Origin of the sequence: Sphingomonas sp. S1-29 (genome assembly GCF_026167545.1) — a bacterium.
GTDB lineage: Bacteria > Pseudomonadota > Alphaproteobacteria > Sphingomonadales > Sphingomonadaceae > Sphingomonas.
The window spans coordinates 3301437-3322631 of the sequence record NZ_CP110678.1 but is presented as its reverse complement, the minus strand read 5'-3'; the positions used below and the strand labels follow the sequence as shown (position 1 = coordinate 3322631).

Annotated in this window: 17 protein-coding genes; 5 read left to right on the top strand and 12 right to left on the bottom strand. The window is 68.4% G+C overall.

The annotated features are described in order from the left end of the window. Positions 1-18: 18 nt before the first annotated feature. A complete protein-coding gene (locus tag OKW76_RS15890) occupies positions 19-333 on the bottom strand; it encodes a hypothetical protein (RefSeq protein ID WP_256506822.1) in 315 nt (104 codons plus the stop codon). Between the two features lie 136 nt (positions 334-469). Between OKW76_RS15890 and OKW76_RS15885 the strand changes: the two genes are divergently transcribed. The 3 genes from OKW76_RS15885 to OKW76_RS15875 are packed head-to-tail and all read left to right on the top strand — an operon-like array spanning position 470 to position 2841. Next, positions 470-2251: an ABC-F family ATP-binding cassette domain-containing protein gene (locus tag OKW76_RS15885; RefSeq protein WP_265549933.1), complete on the top strand. Its 1782-nt coding sequence runs from the start codon at positions 470-472 to the stop codon at positions 2249-2251. A gap of 24 nt (positions 2252-2275) precedes the next feature. Continuing rightward, the gene (locus OKW76_RS15880) at positions 2276-2554 is read left to right on the top strand and encodes a ribbon-helix-helix domain-containing protein (protein WP_265549932.1); all 279 of its coding nucleotides are present in this window, start codon (positions 2276-2278) and stop codon (positions 2552-2554) included. Further along, positions 2551-2841 (top strand): type II toxin-antitoxin system RelE/ParE family toxin, encoded by a 291-nt coding sequence (locus tag OKW76_RS15875; RefSeq protein WP_265549929.1) that lies wholly within the window; start codon positions 2551-2553, stop codon positions 2839-2841. The genes OKW76_RS15880 and OKW76_RS15875 overlap by 4 nt, the downstream gene beginning before the upstream one ends. Here the strand turns inward: OKW76_RS15875 and OKW76_RS15870 are convergent. The 5 genes from OKW76_RS15870 to OKW76_RS15850 are packed head-to-tail and all read right to left on the bottom strand — an operon-like array spanning position 2838 to position 10462. Further along, entirely contained in the window at positions 2838-3653 is an 816-nt protein-coding gene (locus OKW76_RS15870) for an ATP-binding protein (RefSeq protein WP_265549927.1), read from the bottom strand. The genes OKW76_RS15875 and OKW76_RS15870 overlap by 4 nt on opposite strands. A 49-nt stretch (positions 3654-3702) precedes the next feature. Further along, a complete protein-coding gene (locus OKW76_RS15865; protein ID WP_265549924.1) occupies positions 3703-5685 on the bottom strand; it encodes a tetratricopeptide repeat protein in 1983 nt (660 codons plus the stop codon). Then, positions 5669-7012 carry a PEP-CTERM-box response regulator transcription factor gene (prsR, locus tag OKW76_RS15860; RefSeq protein WP_416221870.1) on the bottom strand — a complete coding sequence of 448 codons (1344 nt, stop codon included), beginning with the start codon at positions 7010-7012 and terminating at the stop codon, positions 5669-5671. The genes OKW76_RS15865 and prsR overlap by 17 nt, the downstream gene beginning before the upstream one ends. Before the next feature lie 8 nt (positions 7013-7020). Then, entirely contained in the window at positions 7021-9066 is a 2046-nt protein-coding gene (gene prsK / locus OKW76_RS15855; protein ID WP_265549921.1) for an XrtA/PEP-CTERM system histidine kinase PrsK, read from the bottom strand. A 7-nt stretch (positions 9067-9073) separates the two neighbouring features. Continuing rightward, on the bottom strand, positions 9074-10462 hold the full coding sequence (locus OKW76_RS15850; protein WP_265549918.1) for a TIGR03013 family XrtA/PEP-CTERM system glycosyltransferase: 1389 nt from the start codon (positions 10460-10462) through the stop codon (positions 9074-9076). A 165-nt stretch (positions 10463-10627) separates the two neighbouring features. On the opposite strand from OKW76_RS15850, the gene OKW76_RS15845 reads away from it, so the two are divergent. After that, a complete protein-coding gene (locus OKW76_RS15845; RefSeq protein ID WP_265549915.1) occupies positions 10628-11683 on the top strand; it encodes a mannose-1-phosphate guanylyltransferase/mannose-6-phosphate isomerase in 1056 nt (351 codons plus the stop codon). A 168-nt stretch (positions 11684-11851) separates the two neighbouring features. Here the strand turns inward: OKW76_RS15845 and fdxA are convergent, their stop codons facing one another. From fdxA to OKW76_RS15830, 3 genes are read right to left on the bottom strand one after another with little or no spacing between them, the layout of a single operon-like run. Further along, positions 11852-12193, bottom strand: coding sequence for a ferredoxin FdxA (gene fdxA / locus OKW76_RS15840; protein ID WP_265549914.1), 342 nt, complete (start codon positions 12191-12193; stop codon positions 11852-11854). A gap of 37 nt (positions 12194-12230) precedes the next feature. Further along, positions 12231-12560 (bottom strand): RNA-binding S4 domain-containing protein, encoded by a 330-nt coding sequence (locus tag OKW76_RS15835; protein ID WP_265549911.1) that lies wholly within the window; start codon positions 12558-12560, stop codon positions 12231-12233. Next, positions 12553-15060, bottom strand: coding sequence for a helicase-related protein (locus tag OKW76_RS15830; protein ID WP_265549909.1), 2508 nt, complete (start codon positions 15058-15060; stop codon positions 12553-12555). The genes OKW76_RS15835 and OKW76_RS15830 overlap by 8 nt, the downstream gene beginning before the upstream one ends. A gap of 797 nt (positions 15061-15857) precedes the next feature. Here OKW76_RS15830 and OKW76_RS15825 point away from each other — a divergent pair. Then, entirely contained in the window at positions 15858-17369 is a 1512-nt protein-coding gene (locus OKW76_RS15825; RefSeq protein WP_265549907.1) for a M23 family metallopeptidase, read from the top strand. Between the two features lie 142 nt (positions 17370-17511). Here the strand turns inward: OKW76_RS15825 and OKW76_RS15820 are convergent, their stop codons facing one another. The 3 genes from OKW76_RS15820 to OKW76_RS15810 all read right to left on the bottom strand — a co-directional run bounded on the left by OKW76_RS15820 (position 17512) and on the right by OKW76_RS15810 (position 20953). Continuing rightward, complete coding sequence (locus OKW76_RS15820) at positions 17512-19146, bottom strand: ATP-binding protein (RefSeq protein WP_265553041.1); 1635 nt, start codon at positions 19144-19146, stop codon at positions 17512-17514. Positions 19147-19277: 131 nt separating this feature from the next. After that, the gene (locus OKW76_RS15815) at positions 19278-20042 is read right to left on the bottom strand and encodes a TIGR02186 family protein (protein WP_265549905.1); all 765 of its coding nucleotides are present in this window, start codon (positions 20040-20042) and stop codon (positions 19278-19280) included. Beyond that, a complete protein-coding gene (locus OKW76_RS15810) occupies positions 20039-20953 on the bottom strand; it encodes a sulfite exporter TauE/SafE family protein (protein WP_256506810.1) in 915 nt (304 codons plus the stop codon). The genes OKW76_RS15815 and OKW76_RS15810 overlap by 4 nt, the downstream gene beginning before the upstream one ends. Positions 20954-21195 lie beyond the last annotated feature (242 nt).

Sequence of the window (21195 nt, the reverse complement as noted above, 5' to 3'; positions counted from 1 at the left end):
CCTTCCGCGTGGGGGTTGTCAGTTGCCCGAACGCCCGAGGACCTGCCCCGAACGCCCGTCGACCGACACCCAGATCACATTGCCATCGCGCAGGAACTTCAGCGTGTAAACCGAACTTCCCGAATCGAATTCAAAGCCGAGATAGCGCGCACCGCGCAGCTGCGGCACCACGCGCCGCTCGATCTCGCGCAGCGGAAGCAGCCGTCCCTGCATCCGCGCCTCGCGCACCGCGTCATGGTCGCGCTGCCGCTGCGACGGTTCGCCGGCTACCGCGCCGAACGGAACCAGCAGGCACGCTATGCCAAGAAAACCACGCATCGCCGACATTGTCATCGGCTTTGCATAGGGTTCGGGCGTTGAACAGCCTCTGAATGGAAACGTCGCCATTCGGCAACGTGCGCGTGGCGAAATGGCAACGCGGTACGCACCCATTGCCGCTAAACCGTCCGCGCCCTAGAGCGTCCCCATCATGGCAGCACCCCTTCTCGCATTCGAAAATCTCGGCCTCGTCCAGGGCTCGGGTTGGCTCTTTCGCAACCTCGACATCCATATCGGCGCGCGCGACCGCATCGCGCTGATCGGCCGCAACGGCGCGGGCAAGACGACCTTGCTCAAATTACTCGGCGGACAGGTCGAGGCCGACGAGGGCCGCCGGGTGATCGTGCCCGGCACCAACGTCGTCACGCTCGAACAGGAGCCGCGGATGACCGGCTGCCTGACGCTGATGGACTATGTGTTGTCGGGCGACGATGCGCCGGCGCGGCACGAGGCCGAATCGATCGCCGACCAGCTCGGCATCGACCTGAGCCGCGAGGCCGCGACCGCGAGCGGCGGCGAACGGCGGCGTGCTGGCATCGCGCGCGCGCTGGCGCAGGACCCGGATGTGCTGCTGCTCGACGAGCCGACCAACCATCTCGACATCCACGCGATCGAATGGCTCGAGGAATGGCTGAACCGCTATCGCGGTGCCTTCGTGGTCATCAGCCATGACCGTACCTTCCTGACGCGGCTGACCAAGCAGACCTTGTGGCTCGATCGCGGATCGATGCGCCGCGCCGAGATCGGCTTTGGCGGGTTCGATGCCTGGACCGAGCAGGTCTATGCCGACGAACAGCGCAATGCCGAAAAGCTCGACGCGCGGCTGAAGCTAGAGGAGCATTGGCTCCAGCGCGGCGTGACCGGGCGGCGCAAGCGCAATCAGGGGCGGCTGACCAAGCTGTACGAAATGCGCGCCGAACGCGCGGCGATGACCGGGCCGGCGGGCGCGGCGAACCTCACGACCGCCGCCGACAATTCGAAGACCAAGGTGGTGATCGACGCCAAGGGCGTGACCAAGGGGTACGGTGATCGCACGATCATCAACGACCTGACGCTGCGGATCACCCGCGGCGACCGGATCGGCATCGTCGGCAAGAACGGCGCGGGCAAGTCGACCTTGCTCAAGCTGCTGACCGGCGAGATCGAACCCGATAGCGGCCACATCCGCCTCGCCAAGACGCTCGATCCGGTGATCATCGATCAGCAACGCAGCAAGATGGCCCCCGAAAAGACGGTGCGCGAGGTCGTCGCCGATGGCGGCGAATGGATCGACGTGCTGGGGGTTCGCAAGCATATCCACGGCTATCTGAAGGAATTCCTGTTCGAACCAACGATGGTCGAGGCCAAGATCGGCACGCTGTCGGGCGGCGAGCGATCGCGATTGCTGCTGGCGCGCGAATTCGCGCGGCCATCGAACCTGATGGTGCTCGACGAGCCGACCAACGATCTCGACCTCGAAACGCTCGACCTGTTGCAGGAAGTGATCGCCGATTATGACGGCACCGTGCTGATCGTCAGCCATGACCGCGACTTTCTCGATCGCACCGTGACGATGACGATCGGACTCGACGGATCGGGAACGGTCGACATGGTGGTCGGCGGCTATGCCGATTGGGAAGCCAAGCGCAAGGTGCGCCAGGTCGCGGCGAAAAAGGCGGGCAAGGCGAGCCCCGACGCTCCGAAGTCCAAGCCGGTAAAGCTCAGCTACAAGGACCAGCGCGACTATGAGTTGCTGCCCAAGCGGATCGAGGAACTGGAAGTGACGATCGCGCGTGACGAGGAGCGGCTGGCCGATCCCGAGCTATACGCACGCGACCATGACGGTTTCGACCGGCTGATGGCAACGATCGCCCGCGCGCGCGAGGAAAAGGAAGCCGCCGAGGCACGCTGGCTGGCGCTGGCCGAGCAGGTGGAAGCGCTCGCGGCTGGGTGATAGGCTGGCCCGCGATGGAGGCTGATGATGGGTGCGATTCGCAAGATCACGATCGAGCTGGCCAACGAAGTGGCGGTCAATATCGATCGCGCGGTCGCGACCGGGCAGTATGCTGATGTCGATGCGGTAGTGCAGCACGCGCTACGGTTGTTTTTGCAGACCCGCGAAGACGAGAACGCCCGGCTTCGCGCTGCGTGGGAGGAAGGTCTGGCGAGCGGCGAGCCGATCGACATGCCCGATGACTTTTTCGAAGACATCATCCGGCGGGGCAATGAACGGCTGGCCGCGCGCGCCGCTGAATGAAGCTTCGCTTTCAGCGCCGCGCGCGAAGCGATCTCGACGCGATATACGAATATGTCGCCACTTTCGACGCGGTTGCCGCCCAGCGGCTGCTCGACCGGATCGGGGCGTCGATCGCCCGGCTGCGCGACCACCCGCGAAGCGCACCCGCGCGTGACGAGGCCGCTATCGGTATGCGGGTGCTGTCGGTGGCCAAGTACAATATCCTTTACCGGATCGACCCGGATGCGGTCGTCATCGTCCGCATCATCCATTCGGCGCGCGATTTGTCGCGGATCGACCTGGCCTAAACCGCCCGCCCCGCGCGCCCGGCGACCTCGGTGACATATTGCCACGCCACCCGCCCCGACCGGCTGCCGCGCCGCGTCGCCCATTGCACCGCGTCGTGCGCGTCGAAGGGCAGGCCTTCGGCTTCGCAATAGCCGCGCACGATCGCGAGGTAACCGTCCTGGTCGAGCGCGTGGAAGCCGAGGCTCAGCCCAAAGCGATCGGCGAGCGCCAGTTGGTCGTCGATCACGTCGCGCTGGTTGATCGCGTCTTCCTGGTCGGCGAGGTTGCGCGGGATCAAATGGCGGCGGTTCGAGGTCACCACCAGCCGCGCATTGTCGGGCCGCGCTTCGGCCCCGCCTTCGAGCAGCGAACGCAGCGACCGCGCATCGGCGGCGGTGTCGAAGCCCAGGTCATCGACGAAGATCACGAACGCGCGCGGCGTGCCGTCGATCGCGGCGAACAAGGCGGGCAGGCTCGCCACTTCGCCCGCCCCGGCTTCGACGAGCGCCAGCCCGCCGCCTTCGGCCTGCACCGCGCCGACCGCCGCCTTCACCAGCGCCGACTTGCCAGTGCCGCGCGCGCCCCATAGCAAAGCGTCCTGCGCCGCGTGTCCCGCGGCCAATCGGCGAAGATTGGCGAGCAACGTCGCCTTTTGCGCATCGATCCCCACCAACCGGTCGATCAGCAGCGGGGCGAACGACCGCGCCGCTGCGAGCGCCCCACCGCGCCAGACATAGGCGGCGTGCGCGAGCGGATCGGCGGTGGCGGCGCGCGGCGGCGCCAGCCGGTCGAGTGCGTCGGCGATGCGCCCCAGCGTTTCGGCATTTCCCATGCCGGTTCGTTTCGGGGCAAGTCGCGAAGCGGTCAAGCGAGACGCCGGATCACGACGCGCGCAGCTCGGCAATCGCCTGCGCCAGATGCGCGGCAATCCCGCGATGGCCGGGCGCGATCGACGCTGCCTTGCGAAGCAACTGTACCGCCCCCTGGCGGTCGCCGCTGGCGCGCAACGCCTCGCCATAGGCATCGGCGACCATCGGGTTCTGTGGCTGCAACGCATAGGCGTCGCGCGCGAATGCTAGCGCGCGGTCTATCTCGCCGATCGCGAGATGCGCCGTCGCCGACCCCAGCAGCACCGCCGCATCGCGATTTCCTGCCACGGCTCGGATCGCCGCGAACGTGTCGATCGCGGCGCCGGGTTCGCCACCCGCGAGCTGCCACGCCGCGGTCAGGCGAAGCGCCGCCAAATTGCCCGGATGCTGCGACACGAACAGCGCGAGCGTGTTCGCCGCCGGGCCGCGCTGCCCGGCGGCATCCTGCGCCTCTACCAGCCGGAGCATCGCGGGCTCGTCGAACCGCAGCGAGGCGGCGCGGGCAAAGGCCTGCGCGGCAAGCGCCGGCTGGCGCGCCAGCATCGCCACGTCGCCGATCGCGATATGCGCCGCGGGCAACCCCGGATAGCGTCCGGCCAGCGCGCGCGCCTCGGCAAGCGCGCGCGCCAGATCGCCGCTGCGCACCAGTGCGCGAACATAGGCGATCGTCGGCCCCGGCGCCCCCCGCGCCTGCCGAGCGCTCGCCAGCGCAGCGCCGAGATCGGTCCCACCGGCAAACGCCCCCGATCCGCCCCGCGCAGGCACCGCGGCGCGATCGAGCAGCCCGGCGGCGGGGCCGCGCTCGCCGATCCGCTCGAATGCGCGCGCGGCGGTGACCAGCGCATAGCTGTCGGCATCGCTGCGTTCGATGACGGGGCGCAGCACGTCGATCGCGGCGCGCGAAGCGTCGGACCGCGCGAGCGCCGCCGCCAGCAACCGGCGCGCGGTGAAATTGCGTGGCTGGCGGTCGATCAAGCTCCGCAGCGTCGCGATCGCCTGTTCGAGGCGGCCGGTCTGGAGGTCGATCACGCCCTTGAGCAGCAGCACCCCGGGCATCGATTCACCCGCGCCGCCCAGCCGCTGGACGACCGACTCAGCGAGGGCAAAGCGTCCTGCGCGCGCCGCCAGCACCGCCTGCAGGTACAGCGCCTGCGGGTCGCCGGGCCGAACCGCCTCGGCGCGGCGCACCATCGCCAGCATCTCGCGCGTGCGCCCGATATCGCCGAGCGTCGCGGCATAGGCGATCAATGCCCCGAAATGCGCCGGATCGCGCGCTACCGCCTGCGCGAACCAGGGCAAGGCCGCGACCGGTCCGAACTGGCTGCGCACCATCTCGCCGCGCAGCCGCAGCGTGTCGACTTGCCGCCGATCAGCGGCAATCGCGCGTTCGCTCGCGGCGATCGCCCCGCCTTCGTCGCCGATATCCTGCCGGAACCGAGCAAGCGCCACCCACCCTGCCCAGTCGCCGGGCCGGGCAGCCGTCGCCGCCTCGAGCAACGCGCGCGCGCGATCGGTGTCGCCTTGATCGGCGAGCGCCGACGCGCGAATGCGATCGGCATAAACGGCGTAGCGCGGATGGCTGCGACCAAGCTCGGCCAGCGCCGCTTCGGCATCACCCTGGAGATAGCTCGCATGCGCGCGCAATTGCGCGACGCGGCGCATGTCGAACCCTGCCTTCGCCGCGCGATCGAGCGCCGCCGCCGCACCGACCCCGTCGTCGATCGCCAGCAACGTCCGCGCGAGCACCGCGTGCGCCAGTCCGTGCGCGGGATCGGCGAGCACCGCTTCATGCGCCGCCGCTACCCCAGCGCTGGGATTGCCGGTCTTGAGCTCGGCCAGCGCGCGCGCGATCGCCGCATCCGATCCGGCGCGGTCGCTGCGCTCGGGCCACACCACGCGCGCAACGAAGATGGCGGCCAGCAGCGCGGCAACCACCAGCACCCCGATCGCCATCCGCCGTCGCAGCGTCCGGCGGGCGCTACGGCTGGAGGCCATAATTCTTCATCAGGTCGTACAATGTCGGCCGGCTGATCCCTAGCAACCGCGCGGTGCCCGAGATGTTACCCTCGGCGCGCGCCAAGGCCTGCGCGATCGCGCCGCGATCGGCGGCCTCGCGCACCGCGCGCAGGTTGACCGGCAGCGCGGCGTCGCGCTCGCCGAGGTCGAGGTCGGCGGCGGTCACCCGCGTGCCGTCGGCCATGATCACCGCGCGCTTCACGCGGTTCTCGAGCTCGCGGACATTGCCCGGCCAGCCCCAGCCCTCGATCGCGCTCACCGCATCGGGGGCGAAACCCTTGACCCCGCTCTTCATCGCTGCGGCATGGCGGCGCAGGAAATGCCGCGCCAGCAGCACCGCATCGCCCGCACGCTCGGCGAGCGACGGGATCCGCACGACGATCTCGGCCAGCCGGTAATAGAGGTCCTCGCGGAACCGCCCCTCGGCGACCATCACGTCGATATCCTGATGCGTCGCGCAGACGATCCGCGTGTCGACCGCGATCGGCTTGCGCCCGCCGATCCGCTCGACCACGCGCTCCTGCAGGAAGCGCAGCAGCTTCACCTGCAGCGCCAGCGGCACGTCGCCGATCTCGTCGAGGAACAAGGTGCCGCCCGATGCCTGCTCGATCTTGCCCTCGGTGGTCTTGATCGCGCCGGTGAACGCGCCCTTTTCGTGGCCGAACAGCTCGCTTTCGAGCAGCGTTTCGGGGATCGCCGCGCAGTTGATCGCGACGAATGCGCCCTTTCGCCGCGGCGATGCATCGTGCAGCCCGCGCGCGAGCACCTCCTTGCCGGTGCCGCTTGCGCCGAGCAGCATCACCGAGACGTCGGCAACGGCGACGCGCTCGATCGTCCGCGTGACCTTGAGCATCTCGGGCGCCGCGGTCACCAGCCCGCCCAGCGCCGCGCCGCCATCGACGCGCGCCGCGAGCCGCCGGTTCTCGGCCTCGAGCGCATGGACGTGGAACGCGCGCGCGACGATCAGCCCCAGCGCGTCGATGTCGATCGGCTTGGCGTAGAAATCATAGGCCCCCTCGGCGATCGCCCGCAGCGCGCTTTCGTGCGCGCCATGGCCCGATGCGACGATCACCTTCAGATCGGGCTTGAGCGCGAGCATCTCGGCGAGCGCGGCAAAGCCCTCGGTGGTGCCGTCGGGATCGGGGGGCAGCCCCAGGTCGAGCGTGACGACCGCGGGTTCCTCGGCGCGAAGCAACGTCATCGCCGCGGCGCGGTCGCCCGCGACCAACACCTCATAGCCTTCATAGGCCCAACGCAGCTGGCGCTGGAGCCCGGCATCGTCCTCGACAATCAGCAATTTGCGCATCGACTCGCTCACGCCGCGCGCTCCAGCGTGCCGGCGGTCGCGATCGGCAGCGTCAGGCGGAAGCAGCTCCCCTCGCCCTCGCGGCTGGTGACATCGAGCGTGCCGCCCATCGCCACCGCATGCTGGCGTGCCTCGAACGCGCCGATCCCGAAGCCGCTCGCCTTGGTCGACACGAACGGCTTGAACAACCGGTCGCGCACGAACGCCGGTGACATGCCGCAACCGCGGTCGATCACCTCGATCACCACGCGATCGGGGTGATCCGATATGGCGATCCCTACCGGCTCACTTGGTAGGCTTGCCTCGATCGCGTTCTGGACGAGATGATTCAGTATCTGTTCGAGCCGGATCGGATCGGCGAGCGCGAGCACGTCGCGCGGGCCGGTCACCACCACCGGGCGGACCAGCCGCCGCGCGCTGGCGACACGCTGCGCCAGGGCGAGCACCGGCACCGAGCGTGGCGGGTCGGCACGTTGCGGCTGCGATTGCGACAGGCGGGCTAGAAGATCGTTCATCCTAGTCGCCGATTCGTTGAGCGTCGCGACCATGTCGGCGCGGAACGCCGGATTGTCGGCATGCCGCTCGGCATTGCGCGCGACCAGGCTGAGCTGGCTGACGAGGTTCTTAATGTCGTGCAGGATGAAGGCGAAGCGGCGGTTGAATTCCTCGAACCGCTCGGCCTCGGTCAGCCGCGCCTGCGCGCGCGCTTCGGCGAGGTAGCTCGCGACTTGCCGGCCGACCACCTTGAGCAGGTCGAAATCCTCCCAATCGAGCGCACGATCGATCGGCGGGCGCGCGAGCACGATCACTCCGGCCAGCGTCGTCAGATGCGGCAGCGGCACCACCACCCAGGCGTCGGGCTGGTCGATCAGCCATTGCGGCATCGCGTCGCTATCCTCGGCGGGGCTGCGCCCGGCGCGGACCTCGTCGAGTTCGATGATCCGCCCGGTGGCTTCGAGATGGCGGACCAGTTCGGGAGCGGTGGCGGTGGCGGGCAGCGCGCCGACATCCCAGTTCCAAGTGGCCCCGATGCCGAGCCCGCCGGCGTCGGGGACGAGCAACAGCCCCGCGGGCGAATCGGTTAGGTCGGCGATCGCCTTGACCATCCGCTCGTCGAGCGGCGCGATGTCCTCGGGTTTGCCCAGCGTATCGGTGAAGCGCAGCCATTCGGCGCGATAGTCATAACGGTGACGGAACAGATGCTTGGCGAGCTTCACGCGAGTCCAGGCGCGGAGCCATCCGGTCGACAGGACCGCCAGCGCCGCTGCGGTCGATCCGCAGACGAAGGCGGTCTGCCACAGCCGCGCATGCCCGCCGCCGATCATCTGAAGCCCGCCGGTCACCGCGGCGAGCAGCGCGAAATAGCCGAGGATCGCCAGCAGCGAGAGCGATTGCATCGCCGCCGCGCGCGACAATTGCACCGGACGTCCGCCGCCGCGCTGGAGCGCCACCGCGAGCACCGCGGCGAGCCCCACCAGCACGATGCCGCGCGCCGCCACCAACTCGGGCGGCCAGCTATCGGTCGCCCAGGCGAATGTCAGCAGATTCACCTCGACCAACCACATCGCAGCCGCCACCCGCGCCAATGCCCGCGGTGCACCGCTGGCAAACGCGGCATATGCATTGCGCGTCATCACCAGCGCGCCGATCGACCCCAGCAGCCGCAGGATATAGCCGGCTTCGAGCATCGCGGCGGCCAACGCCGCGCTGTCGCCTTGGGCCGCCATCGCGGTCAACAGTCCACCGATCGCCAGCACCGCCGCCACGGTCAGGTGAAACACGGTCGCTGCCGGCGCGGCTGCAGCGTGCCCGCGCCGGTATAGCCAGTGGACGACGACCAACCAGGCGAGGTTGCGAGCAATATTGATCAGCTGGGTAACCGCAGCGTCGCCGCCGATGCCCGCTACCGCCAACGCCCACAAGCCAGTCGCCGCAAAGGCGGCCGCGAGCAAGATGCGCCCCGCCCCCGCCGGCTGCCGGGTGGTGGACAATGCGAGCGCTGCGAACGCCAGCGCTGCCAGCGCGTGGCTCCAAAGAACCAGAAATGCGATCATCGCCGGGTCACCGCGCGCCCTCGGGCCACAGCACCACGCGGATCGTCTGCAGTAGGATCAGGATGTCGAGAAAGGGCGAGTAATTCTTGGCGTAATACAGGTCGTATTCGAGCTTCTGCCGCGAATCCTCGATCGAGGCACCATAGGGATAGTTGATCTGCGCCCAGCCGGTGATGCCGGGCTTCACCATGTGGCGCTCGGCATAATAAGGCAGCTGCTGTTCGAGATCGTCGACGAATTGCGGGCGCTCGGGCCGCGGGCCGACGAAGCTCATCTCGCCCTTTAGCACGCTCCAGCATTGCGGCAGCTCGTCGATCCGCGTCTTGCGGATGAAGCGGCCGACCGCGGTGATCCGCGGATCGTCCTTCTCGGCCCATACCGCCTGCCCCGGCACCTCGGCATCGACTCGCATCGATCGCAGCTTCACGATGTCGAAGCCCTGGCTGTACAGCCCGACGCGGCGCTGGCGGTAGAAGGCCGGCCCCTTGCTGGTGAGCTTCACTACCAGCGCCATGAACAGGATCACCGGCAGCGTCAGCGCGAGCAGGATGAGGCTGGCGGTGAGGTCGAACAGCCGCTTGAACACGCTCGAAAACATCCGCCCCGACGAAAAGCCGTCTGAAAAGATCAGCCACGACGGGTTGAGGCTGTCGAGGTCGACGCGGCCGGTTTCGCGTTCGAGGAAGGTCGAGATTTCGTTGACATGGACGCCGGTGGTCTTGATCCGCACCAGATCCTTGAGCGGCAGCGCGTTGCGGCGCTCCTCGAGCGCGAGCACGACTTCATAGGCGTTGAGCAGCACGACATGATCGGCGAGGTTGAAGATCGCATCGCGCGCGATCGCCTCGGGGATCACGCGGTTGGCTTCGCTCATCGAGACATAGCCGACGACGACGAAGCCCGCGCCGGGCGCGCGCGCCAGCGCCTTCAGCCGCGCCGCGCGCGGCCCCGCCCCGAGCACCACTACACGGCGTTTGAATATTTGCCCGCCAAGCGTCTTGCCGATCAGCAGCCGCAGCACGAACAACAGGCCGATCGCCGCGATCATCGCGTAAAGCAGGTTCGAGCGCCAGAAGGTGAGCGCGGGTACCAGGAAGAACAGCACCGCCAGGAAGATCGTCCCCAGCGACACCGCGACGATCAGCCGCGCGGCCGCCACGCGCATCGATGTCAGCGCCTCGGGGCTGTATGCGCCGACCGCGATCATCGCGGTGCCGAGGCTCGCGGCGAAGCTCAGCAATTGCGGGATGCGTGTCGTGAACGCCTCGGGATCGAGCCCTAGTTCGCGCACCCGATATTGCCAGCCGAACTCGGCGGCGGCGATCAGACACAGGAAATCGAGCAGCGCCAGCAGCAGCACCGCGTTCGGCACATAATGCTTGAACAGGCGGATCATCGCGCTCGCTCCGCAGGCAGATATGTAAGGTTGGCCGACACATGTCGGAGATGCCAACAATTGACGAAGAAAAGCTGAACGCCGCGCGTTTGGTACCAGCCTTGGCCGCTTTCCCTGCGCCTTTGGTCCGCCTATAGCGGCGGCACCCTAAAGAAAGACTGTTGCATGACATCGTCGAACCCGATCATCCCCGTCATCCTTTCCGGCGGATCGGGCACCCGGCTATGGCCGATGTCGCGGCCCGAAATGCCTAAGCAGCTGCTCGCGCTGACCGCCGACCAGACGATGCTCCAGCTCACCGCGCAGCGCGCGGGCATCGCCGAGCGCTTCGCGCCGCCGATCGTCGTCGCCAACGCCTATCATGCCGACCTGATCGACGCGCAGCTCGCCGCGGTCGACGCCGTCGCGGCGTCGCTGATTCTCGAGCCCGCTGGCCGCGACACCGCGCCCGCGATCGCGCTGGCGGCGATCGCCGCGGGCGGCGGCGCGCAGCCGCTGTTGGTGATGCCGTCGGACCATGTCATCGCCGACCTGCCCGCCTTCCACGCCGCGATCCACCGCGCGATTCCGATGGTGGCCGAGGGTTGGCTCGTGACTTTCGGGATCGCCCCCGACGCGCCCGAGACGGGCTATGGCTATATCCAGGTCGGCGAGGCGATCGCCGACGGGGTCCACCGCGTCGAGCGCTTCGTCGAGAAGCCGCCGCGCGAGCAGGCCGAGGCGATGGTCGCGAGCGGCGACCATGCCTGGAACGGCGGCATCTTCCTGTTCCGCGCCGACATGTATCTGGAAGCGCTTGCGGCGCACGCCCCCGAGATGCTCGCCGCAGCCGAGCAATCGATGGAAAAGGCGCGGCGCGAGGGCAACCGGATCTGGCCCGATGCCGAAGCCTTCGCCGCCTCCCCCTCTGATTCGATCGATTATGCGGTGATGGAAAAGGCCGATCGCGTCGCGGTGGTGCCGGTGGCGATGGGCTGGAGCGACGTCGGCAGCTGGGACGCGCTGCACGCGATCAGCGAAGGCGATGCCGGCGGTAACGTCTGCCGCGGCGACGTGGTGGCGATCGACACCGCCAATTGCTTCGTCCGCGCCGACGGCAAGCGAGTCGCGCTGGTAGGCGTGTCCGACCTGATCGTGGTCGCGAGCGGCGACGATGTGCTGATCCTGCCGCGCGGGCGCAGCCAGGAGGTCAAGCGGCTGCTCGAAGCAATGAAGAAATAGCTGGCCGGTCTAGCCCGTCCCGTGAATTTCGAGCGGATACTCCATCCCGTTCGTTTCGAGCGTAGTCGAGAAACCGCCGCGTAACATCCGGGTCGTGGTTTCTCGACTTCGCTCGAAACGAACGGAAGTTAGATCGTTCCCCCTCCCGCTCGCGGGAGGGGAAGAACGTCAGTCGCCGGCGCCGGGTTCGGGCGAGAAATGCTCTTCGAACTTGTTCGCGACGCCCTTGAACGCGTCGGCATCGTCGGGGGTCTGGCCGGCGTTGCGCGTGACGTTGGGCCATTGCGCCGAGAAGGTGTTGTTGAGCTCGAGCCATTGCTCGAGCCCGCTCTCGGTATCGGGCAGGATCGCTTCGGCTGGGCATTCGGGCTCGCAAACGCCGCAATCGATGCATTCGCTGGGGTTGATCACCAGCATATTCTCGCCCTCATAGAAGCAATCGACGGGGCAGACCTCGACGCAATCCATATACTTGCAGCGGATGCAGGCGTCGGTGACGACGTAGGTCATTGGCAGTGTTGCTCCAGAAGGCGGGTCGGGGATGCTGCTATGCCGCACCATGCTGAACGTCAACGCCCTTGGGGCTGGCAAGGTCCAGTGCGGTGTAATGCAGGGCGGCCTCGGCGGGCGGTCCGCGGCGTGCCGGCAGCGCCTCGATCCGGACCACCCGGACGTTGCCGTGCAGCGGAAACGCCAGCACCGACCCGACGCGGACGCAGGCCGAGCTGCGCTCGATCCGCCGGCCGTCGAGCCGCAGGGTACCCGCCTCGGCGATTCGCTGCGCGATCGATCGCGACTTGGCGAAGCGCGCATACCAAAGGAACAGGTCGAGCCGCATCTCGGCCCCCGCCGCCGCGCCAGCCCCCATGCTAGCCATTCCCGGCGACCAGTTCGCGCAGCGCGGCAAAGGCATTGCCCGGGCTCGCCGCCACCGGCGCGGGGCGCGGCGTGCGGCTGCCGCGCCATTTCCAATGCGGCGGCCCCTCGGGCTGCGCCTCGCCGCGGAAGCCCAGCAACACCATCAGCCTGGCGAAGCTTTCGGACGACAGCCCGATCGAGGTAGCAAGCGCGGGATCGGGGATGAACGGCGCCCGACCCGCGCGCGCGTCATGCGCAGCGCGCGCGATCCGTTCGACCAGATCGACTCGCACCGCCTGGCCGCCGATCGGGCGGAAGCCGCTTTGCAGCGACGCATCGCCCGACGGCAGCACCGTCGCGCCGACCGGCACCGCCGCGCCGATCGCCTCGCCGCGCCGCGCAGCGAGCAGCGCCAGCCGCCAGCGCGCGGGCACCGGCTTGAGCAGGCGCGGGTCGAACACATCGAGCGTGCCGATCACCAGCCCCGCCTTGCGCAGCCATTGCCGCGCCTGCCCGTCGAGCGCCGCCACCGCCTCGGCGATATCGGCGCGCGGCGCGATCCCGCCCGCCTCGCCCAGCGCGGTCGCGACCGCACGCAGCGCCGCGGGGGCGGCAGGATCGCGGGTGATCTTGTCGAGCCATACCAGGGCGGGGACGTGGCGGCGCAACTGCTCGGTAACCCAGCGCTCGATCCGCGCCGCCACCGCATCACGCCCCGCGCGTTCGAGGCAATCGAGCGTCCGATCGAGCCGGACCACCGGGCGTGCGGTGGCAGCACCGCCCAAGAGGCGCGCAACGACATGCCCGTCCCAGGCGATCGCGGGTTGCTCGCCCGCATCGCCCACCAGCGCCAGCGCGCGATCGTCGGCGGCGACCAGCGCGTCACCGCGCCGCTTCCATTCGCCCGCGAGCCGTTTCTCCGCCGCCGCCAGCAACATCCGCTTGTCGCCCGCGCGCGCATCAGGGGCGACGGTGAAGCGAAACCCGTCGAGCCGCCCGAGCAATTGTTCGTCGACCAGCACTTCGCCATCGCCGCCGATCGTCACCGGCAAGGCGCTGGCATCGGCGCCGATCTTGCGCAGCAGCACCGTCGTCCGCTTGTCGACGAAACGCTGTTGCAGGCTGGCGTGGAGCGCGTCGGACAGCCGCTCCTCGATCGCGCGGGTGCGCTCGGCCCAATGCGTCGGATCGAGCAGCCAGTCCTTGCGATGCGCGATATAGGCCCAGCTTCGCGCACCCGCGATCCGCCCCGCGAGCGTTTCGACATCGCCCTCGGTCCGGTCGAGCCGCGCAATCTCGTCGGCGAACCATTGGTGCGGCAAATGGCCATTGCCCTCGGACAAATGCCCGAACACGCGACCGACGAAGCGCGAATGCGGGTCGAGCCCCAGCTTGCGGAAATCGGGCAGGCCGCACGCCGCCCATAAACGCTGCACCATCGCGGGCGATCGCGTGCGGGCGCGGACCCAATCTTCGTCGGCCAGCCGCTTGAGCACCGCCAGGTCGATCGCCTGCGGCGCGGCGCGCAGCATCGGGTGCGCCGGGCGCATCTCCAGGCTGGCGATCAGGCCGTCGAGCGAAGCGAAGTCAGGTTCGCCTTCGCGCCAGTAAAGCTGGCGCAGCGGCGGCACCTGATGCTCCTCGATCGCCATCACTTCCTCGGGACCGAAGGCGCTCGGCCCTTCCTCGTGCAGCGCGCCGAAGGTGCCGTCGCGCTGGTGCCGCCCCGCGCGCCCCGCGATCTGCGCCATTTCGGCGACCGTGAGCCGGCGGGTGCGCCGCCCGTCGAACTTGTGGAGCGAGGCGAAGGCGACGTGCGCGACGTCCATGTTGAGCCCCATGCCGATCGCGTCGGTCGCGACCAGATAATCGACCTCGCCCGCCTGGAACATCGCCACCTGCGCGTTGCGGGTGCGGGGGGAAAGCGCGCCCATCACCACCGCGGTGCCGCCGCGCAGCCGCCGGATCGCCTCGGCAACGGCATAGACTTCCTCGACCGAGAAGGCGACGATGGCGCTTCGCTTGGGCAAGCGCGACAATTTGCGCGCGCCGGCATAGCTCAACGTCGAAAAGCGCGGGCGGCCGATGATCTCGGCCTCGGGCACCAGCGCCTTGAGCATCGGCTTGAGCGATGCCGATCCCAGGATCATCGTCTCCTCGCGCCCGCGCGCGCGCAGCAGGCGATCGGTGAAGACATGGCCGCGCTCGGGATCGGCGCTCAACTGCGCTTCGTCGAGCGCGACAAAGGCCACGTCGCGGTCGGTTGGCATCGATTCGGCGGTGCAGAGGAACCAGCGCGCCTTGGGCGGCAGGATCTTTTCCTCGCCGGTCAGCAACGCGACCTCGCTCGGCCCTTTCAGCGCGACGATCCGATCATAAACCTCGCGCGCCAGCAGCCGCAGCGGAAACCCCATGATACCGCTGGAATGCGCGACCATGCGCTCGACCGCGAGATGGGTCTTGCCGGTGTTGGTCGGGCCAAGCACGGCGGTAACGGGGCTACGCTCGGACTGGCTCATCGCCCGAACAACATCGGGGGTGCGAAGGCCATGCGCAAGCGTACATTCGTGCCGACTCCTGCCCGCCCCAAAATCCTCCCCCGCCAGGGGGAGGTGGCGGGCGCTCGCGCCCGGCGGAGGGGGCGGATGGGGGGACCTTGGTGGGGAATACCGACGGGCATCGCTTCCCTCCCCCTCCGTCAGCCGTTGGCTGACACCTCCCCCTGGCGGGGGAGGATCACGTTGGTGCGCGCTTCGCTTCGGCCCGGCGCCAAATGCACGAGCTGCCGCCCACCCCAATCCTCTCCCGCCAGGGGGAGGTGGCGGGCGCTCGCGCCCGGCGGAGGGGGCGGAGGGGGGGCCTTGGTGGGGAATGCCGACGCGTGTCGCTTCCCTCCCCCTCCGTCAGCCTTTGGCTGACACCTCCCCCTGGCGGGGGAGGATCACGTTGGGGCGCGCTTCGCTTCGGCCCGGCGCCAAATGCACGAGCTGCCGCCCACCCCAATCCTCCCCCGCCAGGGGGAGGTGGCGGGCGCTCGCGCCCGGCGGAGGGGGCGGATGGGGGACCTTGGTGGGGAATACCGACGCGTGTCGCTTCCCTCCCCTCCGTCAGCCTTTGGCTGACACCTCCCCCTGGCGGGGGAGGATCACGTTGGGGCGGGATTCGGGGCGCCTGCCGCCCGTGCAAAACGCCTTGTCGCAGTTCGTTCCCCTGCCGCGCCGGGTTAATTTGACTTTAAACCTCTTGTTCCACAGTCGCCTTCTCAGCGGCCGGAGCGGGGCGGTCGCATCTGTCTGGGGCGGCCACACTCTTGTTCTTGCGCAACGACCTTGGATTGACCGGCGGTGGCGGTGCCAGCGCGCTGGCATTCGGCCGCGCACACGCGACGCTCCCGCGCGATCGGGCGACAGGCCTGCGCACGCGGCTCCTTGCACGACTCGACGAAATCAACTTCGTTCCCGATCTCGGATCGCAAATCGGCTCGCGGCAATGGGTTCGCGGTGCCGCCACCTGCGCGGCCCTGTGCAGCTTCGCCATCCTGCTTTCGCCGGGGTTTGAGCGGCGGCTGGTCGCGCAGATCCCCGACGGCATCACCACCACCGATCGCGACGAACTCGCGTCGCAATCGATCGCGCCGCTGGCGTTCGGCGCAACCACCGGCCGCCGGATGGGCGCGACCAACGCGGTCGCGGTCCTCGCCGACACCCCCGAGCGGCCGATCATCGAATTGAGCGCGACGCTGGGCACCGGCGATGCGCTTCGCCGGGCACTCGCGCGCACCGGGGTCGGTGCCGCCGAGGCCGAACGCGCCGCCGATCTGGTCGCCAGCACCGTCGCGCTCGAGGCGATCCGCCCCGGCACCCGGCTCGACGTGACGCTCGGCCGCCGCGCGTCGAAGACGGTGCCGCGCCCGCTCGAAAAGCTGGCGTTTCGCGCGCGGTTCGATCTCGCGCTCGAACTGCTGCGCACCGGCGACGGGCTCGCGCTGCGGCGGATTCCGATCGCGATCGACAACACCCCGCTGCGGATTCGCGGGCGGGTGGGTTCGAGCCTCTATCGCTCGGCGCGCGCCGCGGGGGCGCCGGCACGCGCGGTCGAGGCGTTCATCAAGTCGATCTCGGCCAAGCTGTCGATGACGCGGATCGCCGCCGACGACGAATTCGACCTGATCGTCGAGCGCGCGCGCGCCGCCACCGGCGAAGTGCAATTGGGCAACCTGGTCTATGCCGGGATCGACCAGGGCGCGCGCGACGTGCGGCTGGTGCGCTGGGAGCAGGACGGCAAGACCGTGTGGTACGACCCCAGCGGCACCGGCGAGCGCAAGGGCACGATGCAGATGCCGGTTTCGGCGCGCATCTCGTCGGGCTTTGGCTGGCGCCGCCATCCGGTGCTCGGCTTCCGCCGGCTGCACAAGGGCATGGACTTCGCCGCCCCTTATGGCAGCGCGATCCGCGCGGCGAGCGACGGCGTGGTCAGCTTCGCCGGGCGCAACGGCGGCTATGGCAATTTCGTGAAGCTCAGCCACGGCGCGGGGCTGGCCACCGGCTATGGCCATATGAGCCGGATCGCGGTGCGTTCGGGGACCCGCGTCGCGCGCGGCGAGGTGATCGGCTATGTCGGATCGACGGGCTTGTCGACCGGGCCGCATCTCCATTACGAATTGTGGCGCAGCGGCACCCCGATCAATCCGCAGTCGGTATCCTTCTCGACCGTCCAGCGGCTGACCGGCAGCGACCTGTCGGCGTTCCGATCGAAGGTAGCCAGCCTGATGGCGGTGCCGGTGGGCGCTGCCCGAAAGGCCAGTAGCGAGGAATTGCGGCCCGAGTAGAGTGTGGGCCGGGGCAGCGACGGGCGGCCTGTTGCCGCGCACCGCCGCTGCCTGAAGTGGTGGGGAGAGAGGCGAACTGATTGCTGTCCGTAGGCCCCTCTCCCGCCCGCACCCAGAAAGGGGACGGGATTCGTGAAACTCTTTAGTGCCGTTGGCTGCGCCAGCGGCGGATGGTGCGATCGATCACACCCTCCTCGCCGCCGCTCTCGCGCCACAATAGGGCGAAAGAAGGGTCAGCCGAGGCCGGACGACGATTTTCTTCCAAATCGTCGAACAAAACGCGGATCGGGGTCGAAACGCCTTCGCCGCAGATGATGCTCTCGCGGTTGCGCAGCGCGGGGATCGAATCGAGGAACCCGCGCGCACCCTCGGGCATCGCTGCCCTTACATACGCTTGGTCGCGATCATTGTTCAGCCGCATCGCTATGATGGTGCCGCACTGCGACAGGACGCCTTCGGCGAGGTCCGACGGCCGCTGTGTGATAAGCCCCAACGACACGCCGTATTTACGCCCTTCCTTGGCGATCCGGCTAAGGATCCTGCCGACCGAAGACCCGTCGGCGTTACGCTCGTTGGGCACATAGCGATGCGCTTCCTCGCACACCAGCAATATGGGACGAACCGTTTCGCCGCGTGACCAGATCGCGAAATCGAACACCATCCGGCTCAATACCGACACGACGACCGAGGTGATTTCGGACGGTACGCCCGAGACGTCGATGATCGAGATCGGCTTGCCTTGCGCGGGCAGGCGGAACATCCGCGCGAGGAAGCTCGCCATCGTATCGGCGACCAACATGCCCGAAAACATGAACGAATAGCGCGGATCGGCCTTGATCTCGTCGATCTTGGTCTTGAGCCGCAGATAGGGCGCGCTGTCGCCCGCGCGGTCCATCTTGCCCATTTCGAGCTGCACCAGATTGGTGAGGTCGCTCAGCAGATACGGGATCGGCGAATCGACCGTCAGCTTGACGTCGGCGGCCAGGCGGTTCTTGCCGCGCGCCGCGAGCAGGCATTTGGCGAGGATGTCGGCATCGACCTGCCGGTCGTTGCCATCGCTGGTCAGGAACACCTCGCAATGTTCCTCGAAATTCATCAGCCAATAAGGCATCGCGAGGTTGCCGACGTCAAAGATCGCGCCGTTATGCTTGAACGCCGCGGCATATTCGCCGTGCGGATCGACCATCACGATATGCCCCTGCGGCGAAGCTTCGCAGATGCGGTGAAGGATCAGCGCGGCGGCGGTCGACTTGCCGGTGCCGGTCGACCCGAGCAGCGCGAAATGCTTGCCGAGCATCGCGTCGATATACAGCGCGGCACGGATGTCGCGCGAGGGGTACACGGTGCCGACCTCGACATTGGGGCGGTCGTCGGTCGAATAGATTTGCTTGAGGTCCGAGGTCGAAACCGGAAACACTTCGCAGCCCGGCGTCGGATAGCGGGTGACGCCGCGGCGGAATTTGTAGAGCTTGCCCGTCAGCCGCTCCTCGTCACCCTCGCCCAGGAAGTCGATCTGCGCGGCGATGTCGCCATGGCCGCCGCTCGCCAGCTTGAGCGATCGGATGTTGGCGACCAGCCAGGTCATGCCGACGCGCATCTTCACCTGCGCCCCCACCTGCCCCGCGCCCGCGATCGCCGGATCGGCATCGCCGCGCAGCGCCTCGATCGTCGTGCGGTCCATCACGATCTGGCTGCCCGCGCCGCCGATATCGGTGACCAGGCCGATCGGCGCGGCCAATACGCGCCCCGGCGGGACCGGGGCGGCATCGTCGCTCATCGCCCGCGCCAGATCGCGCCCTGCCGGCATATCCATCGAAACACTCGCCCAACTAACAACGAGCGAGGATCATAGGCGGGCGTTAGTAAAGATTGCGTTCGTACCTCGGGCAAAAGATCGGCGGTGAACGATCAGAATCGCCGCCACAATGCGCCCGCGCCCCAGCCGAACAACACCGACAAAGCGACCGCGATCAGGCCGTACAGCACCGACTGATTCTCGGCGGCGCGCGCGACGAATCGCTCGAACCCCGATTTGCGGATGTCGATCTCGCGCACCGCCGCGGCGAGCACGCGGCCGTCGCGGATCAGGAAGGTTTCGGCGGTGAAGCGCCCCACCGGCACCCGCGCGGGGATCGCGATCCGCGCGCGATAGAGGACGCCGTCGGTGATCTCGACCGCTTCGGGGGCTTCGGCGAACAACCCGGTGCGGCGGCGCAGGTCGATCAGCCCCTGGACGAAACGCGTCTGCAGGTCGGCAGGCGCGCTGGTGATCGGCGACAATTGCAGACTGTCGAGCCCGAGTTCGTAGATCGCGCGGGTGCGCTCGTCGACGATCCGCTCGATCGGCTTCGACGAGGCGATCGCGTAGAAGGACGGCACCGATCGATAGCGCATCGATTCGGCGTTCACCCAGATGCCCGCGATCTTCTCCTTCTGGCGCATCATCACCGATTGCACCGGCCCGCGTACCACCACGACTATCTCGGCGGGGTCGGCATCGGGATCGGGCAGGCTGCGATCGGGATAGAGGATCGCGCCGAACAGCAGCAATTCGGCGCCGGTGAACGAATAGACGATCTCGATATCGCGCTGCGAGACGTCGGGCACCAGCACCGGCTTGGCGCCGCCGAGCAGCAGCGCCGCCAGCACCAGCCCCAGGATCCGCGCGATCATGCCGCCTCGACCGAGTAGAGCTCGCCCGGACGCCAGGCGAGGCCCAGCCCCATCCGGATTGCGACGATCAGCACCAGCAGCGCAAGCGCCAGGCGAAGATATTCGGGCCGCATCTTCTGCGCCAGCCGCGACCCGATCTGCGCGCCCGCGACCGATCCCAACAGCAGCAGCACCGCGAGCACGATATCGACCGCCTTGGTGGTGGTGGCATGCACCATCGTCGCCGCGGCGGTGGTAAACACGATCTGGAACAGCGAGGTGCCGACGACGACCTGGGTCGACATGCCGAGCAGATACAGCATCGCCGGAATGAGGATGAACCCGCCACCGACGCCGAGCAGCATCGTCAGGATGCCCGTCAACACGCCCAGGATCAGCGGCGCGAGCGGCGAAATGTACAGCCCCGATCGATAGAAGCGCCAGCGCATCGGCAGCGCGGCGATGAGCGGATGATGCCGCCGCCGCCGCGCGGGTGCGGGGCGATGCCCCTTGGTCACGCGGATGCTGTCGACCGATTCCTTGAGCATCAGCCCGCCGATCGACCCGAGCATCAGCACGTACAGGATCGCGATCACGGTATCGATCAGCCCAGTCGCGCGCAGCACTTCGAACAGCCAGGCGCCGATCAACGACCCCAGCACCCCGCCCGCGACCATCACCCCGCCGATATGGTAATCGACCCCCTTGCGCCGGCTATGCGCGAGCATCCCCGACACGCTGGCGCCGGTAACCTGCGACGCCGCCGAAGCCGCCGCGACGGTCGGCGGAATGCCGTAGAAGATGAGCAGCGGCGTGGTGAGAAACCCCCCGCCGACGCCGAACATCCCCGACAGCAGCCCGACCCCGAGCCCGAGCGCGATGATGACGAGCGCGTTGACCGACAGGTTGGCGATGGGAAGATACAGATCCATGGCTGGTCAGAGCGTTACACGTGGAAGCCAAGAAGGCGAAGGGCGGATGGCGCAAAAACGCCCATCCCTGAAAGGGAGGGGCTGGGGGTGGGTCGATTGCTCGCGATACGGCAACCCCGGCCGCGCGAGTAGCCGTATCTACGAGGCCCCCACCCACCCCCGACCCCTCCCTTTCAGGGAGGAGGGAAGAAAAAGGCCCTCACCCTTCCGCGGCTACGCCGCTCCCTCCCTCTCCCGCAGGC

Bases quoted from the DNA above. Each gene is read 5' to 3' on its own strand.
- OKW76_RS15890 (WP_256506822.1), bottom strand. From the start codon at position 333: ATGACAATGTCGGCGATGCGTGGTTTTCTTGGCATAGCGTGCCTGCTG.
- OKW76_RS15885 (WP_265549933.1), top strand. From the start codon at position 470: ATGGCAGCACCCCTTCTCGCATTCGAAAATCTCGGCCTCGTCCAGGGC.
- OKW76_RS15880 (WP_265549932.1), top strand. From the start codon at position 2,276: ATGATGGGTGCGATTCGCAAGATCACGATCGAGCTGGCCAACGAAGTG.
- OKW76_RS15875 (WP_265549929.1), top strand. From the start codon at position 2,551: ATGAAGCTTCGCTTTCAGCGCCGCGCGCGAAGCGATCTCGACGCGATA.
- OKW76_RS15870 (WP_265549927.1), bottom strand. From the start codon at position 3,653: ATGGGAAATGCCGAAACGCTGGGGCGCATCGCCGACGCACTCGACCGG.
- OKW76_RS15865 (WP_265549924.1), bottom strand. From the start codon at position 5,685: ATGGCCTCCAGCCGTAGCGCCCGCCGGACGCTGCGACGGCGGATGGCG.
- prsR (WP_416221870.1), bottom strand. From the start codon at position 7,012: ATGCGCAAATTGCTGATTGTCGAGGACGATGCCGGGCTCCAGCGCCAG.
- prsK (WP_265549921.1), bottom strand. From the start codon at position 9,066: ATGATCGCATTTCTGGTTCTTTGGAGCCACGCGCTGGCAGCGCTGGCG.
- OKW76_RS15850 (WP_265549918.1), bottom strand. From the start codon at position 10,462: ATGATCCGCCTGTTCAAGCATTATGTGCCGAACGCGGTGCTGCTGCTG.
- OKW76_RS15845 (WP_265549915.1), top strand. From the start codon at position 10,628: ATGACATCGTCGAACCCGATCATCCCCGTCATCCTTTCCGGCGGATCG.
- fdxA (WP_265549914.1), bottom strand. From the start codon at position 12,193: ATGACCTACGTCGTCACCGACGCCTGCATCCGCTGCAAGTATATGGAT.
- OKW76_RS15835 (WP_265549911.1), bottom strand. From the start codon at position 12,560: ATGGCTAGCATGGGGGCTGGCGCGGCGGCGGGGGCCGAGATGCGGCTC.
- OKW76_RS15830 (WP_265549909.1), bottom strand. From the start codon at position 15,060: ATGAGCCAGTCCGAGCGTAGCCCCGTTACCGCCGTGCTTGGCCCGACC.
- OKW76_RS15820 (WP_265553041.1), bottom strand. From the start codon at position 19,146: ATGAGCGACGATGCCGCCCCGGTCCCGCCGGGGCGCGTATTGGCCGCG.
- OKW76_RS15815 (WP_265549905.1), bottom strand. From the start codon at position 20,042: ATGATCGCGCGGATCCTGGGGCTGGTGCTGGCGGCGCTGCTGCTCGGC.
- OKW76_RS15810 (WP_256506810.1), bottom strand. From the start codon at position 20,953: ATGGATCTGTATCTTCCCATCGCCAACCTGTCGGTCAACGCGCTCGTC.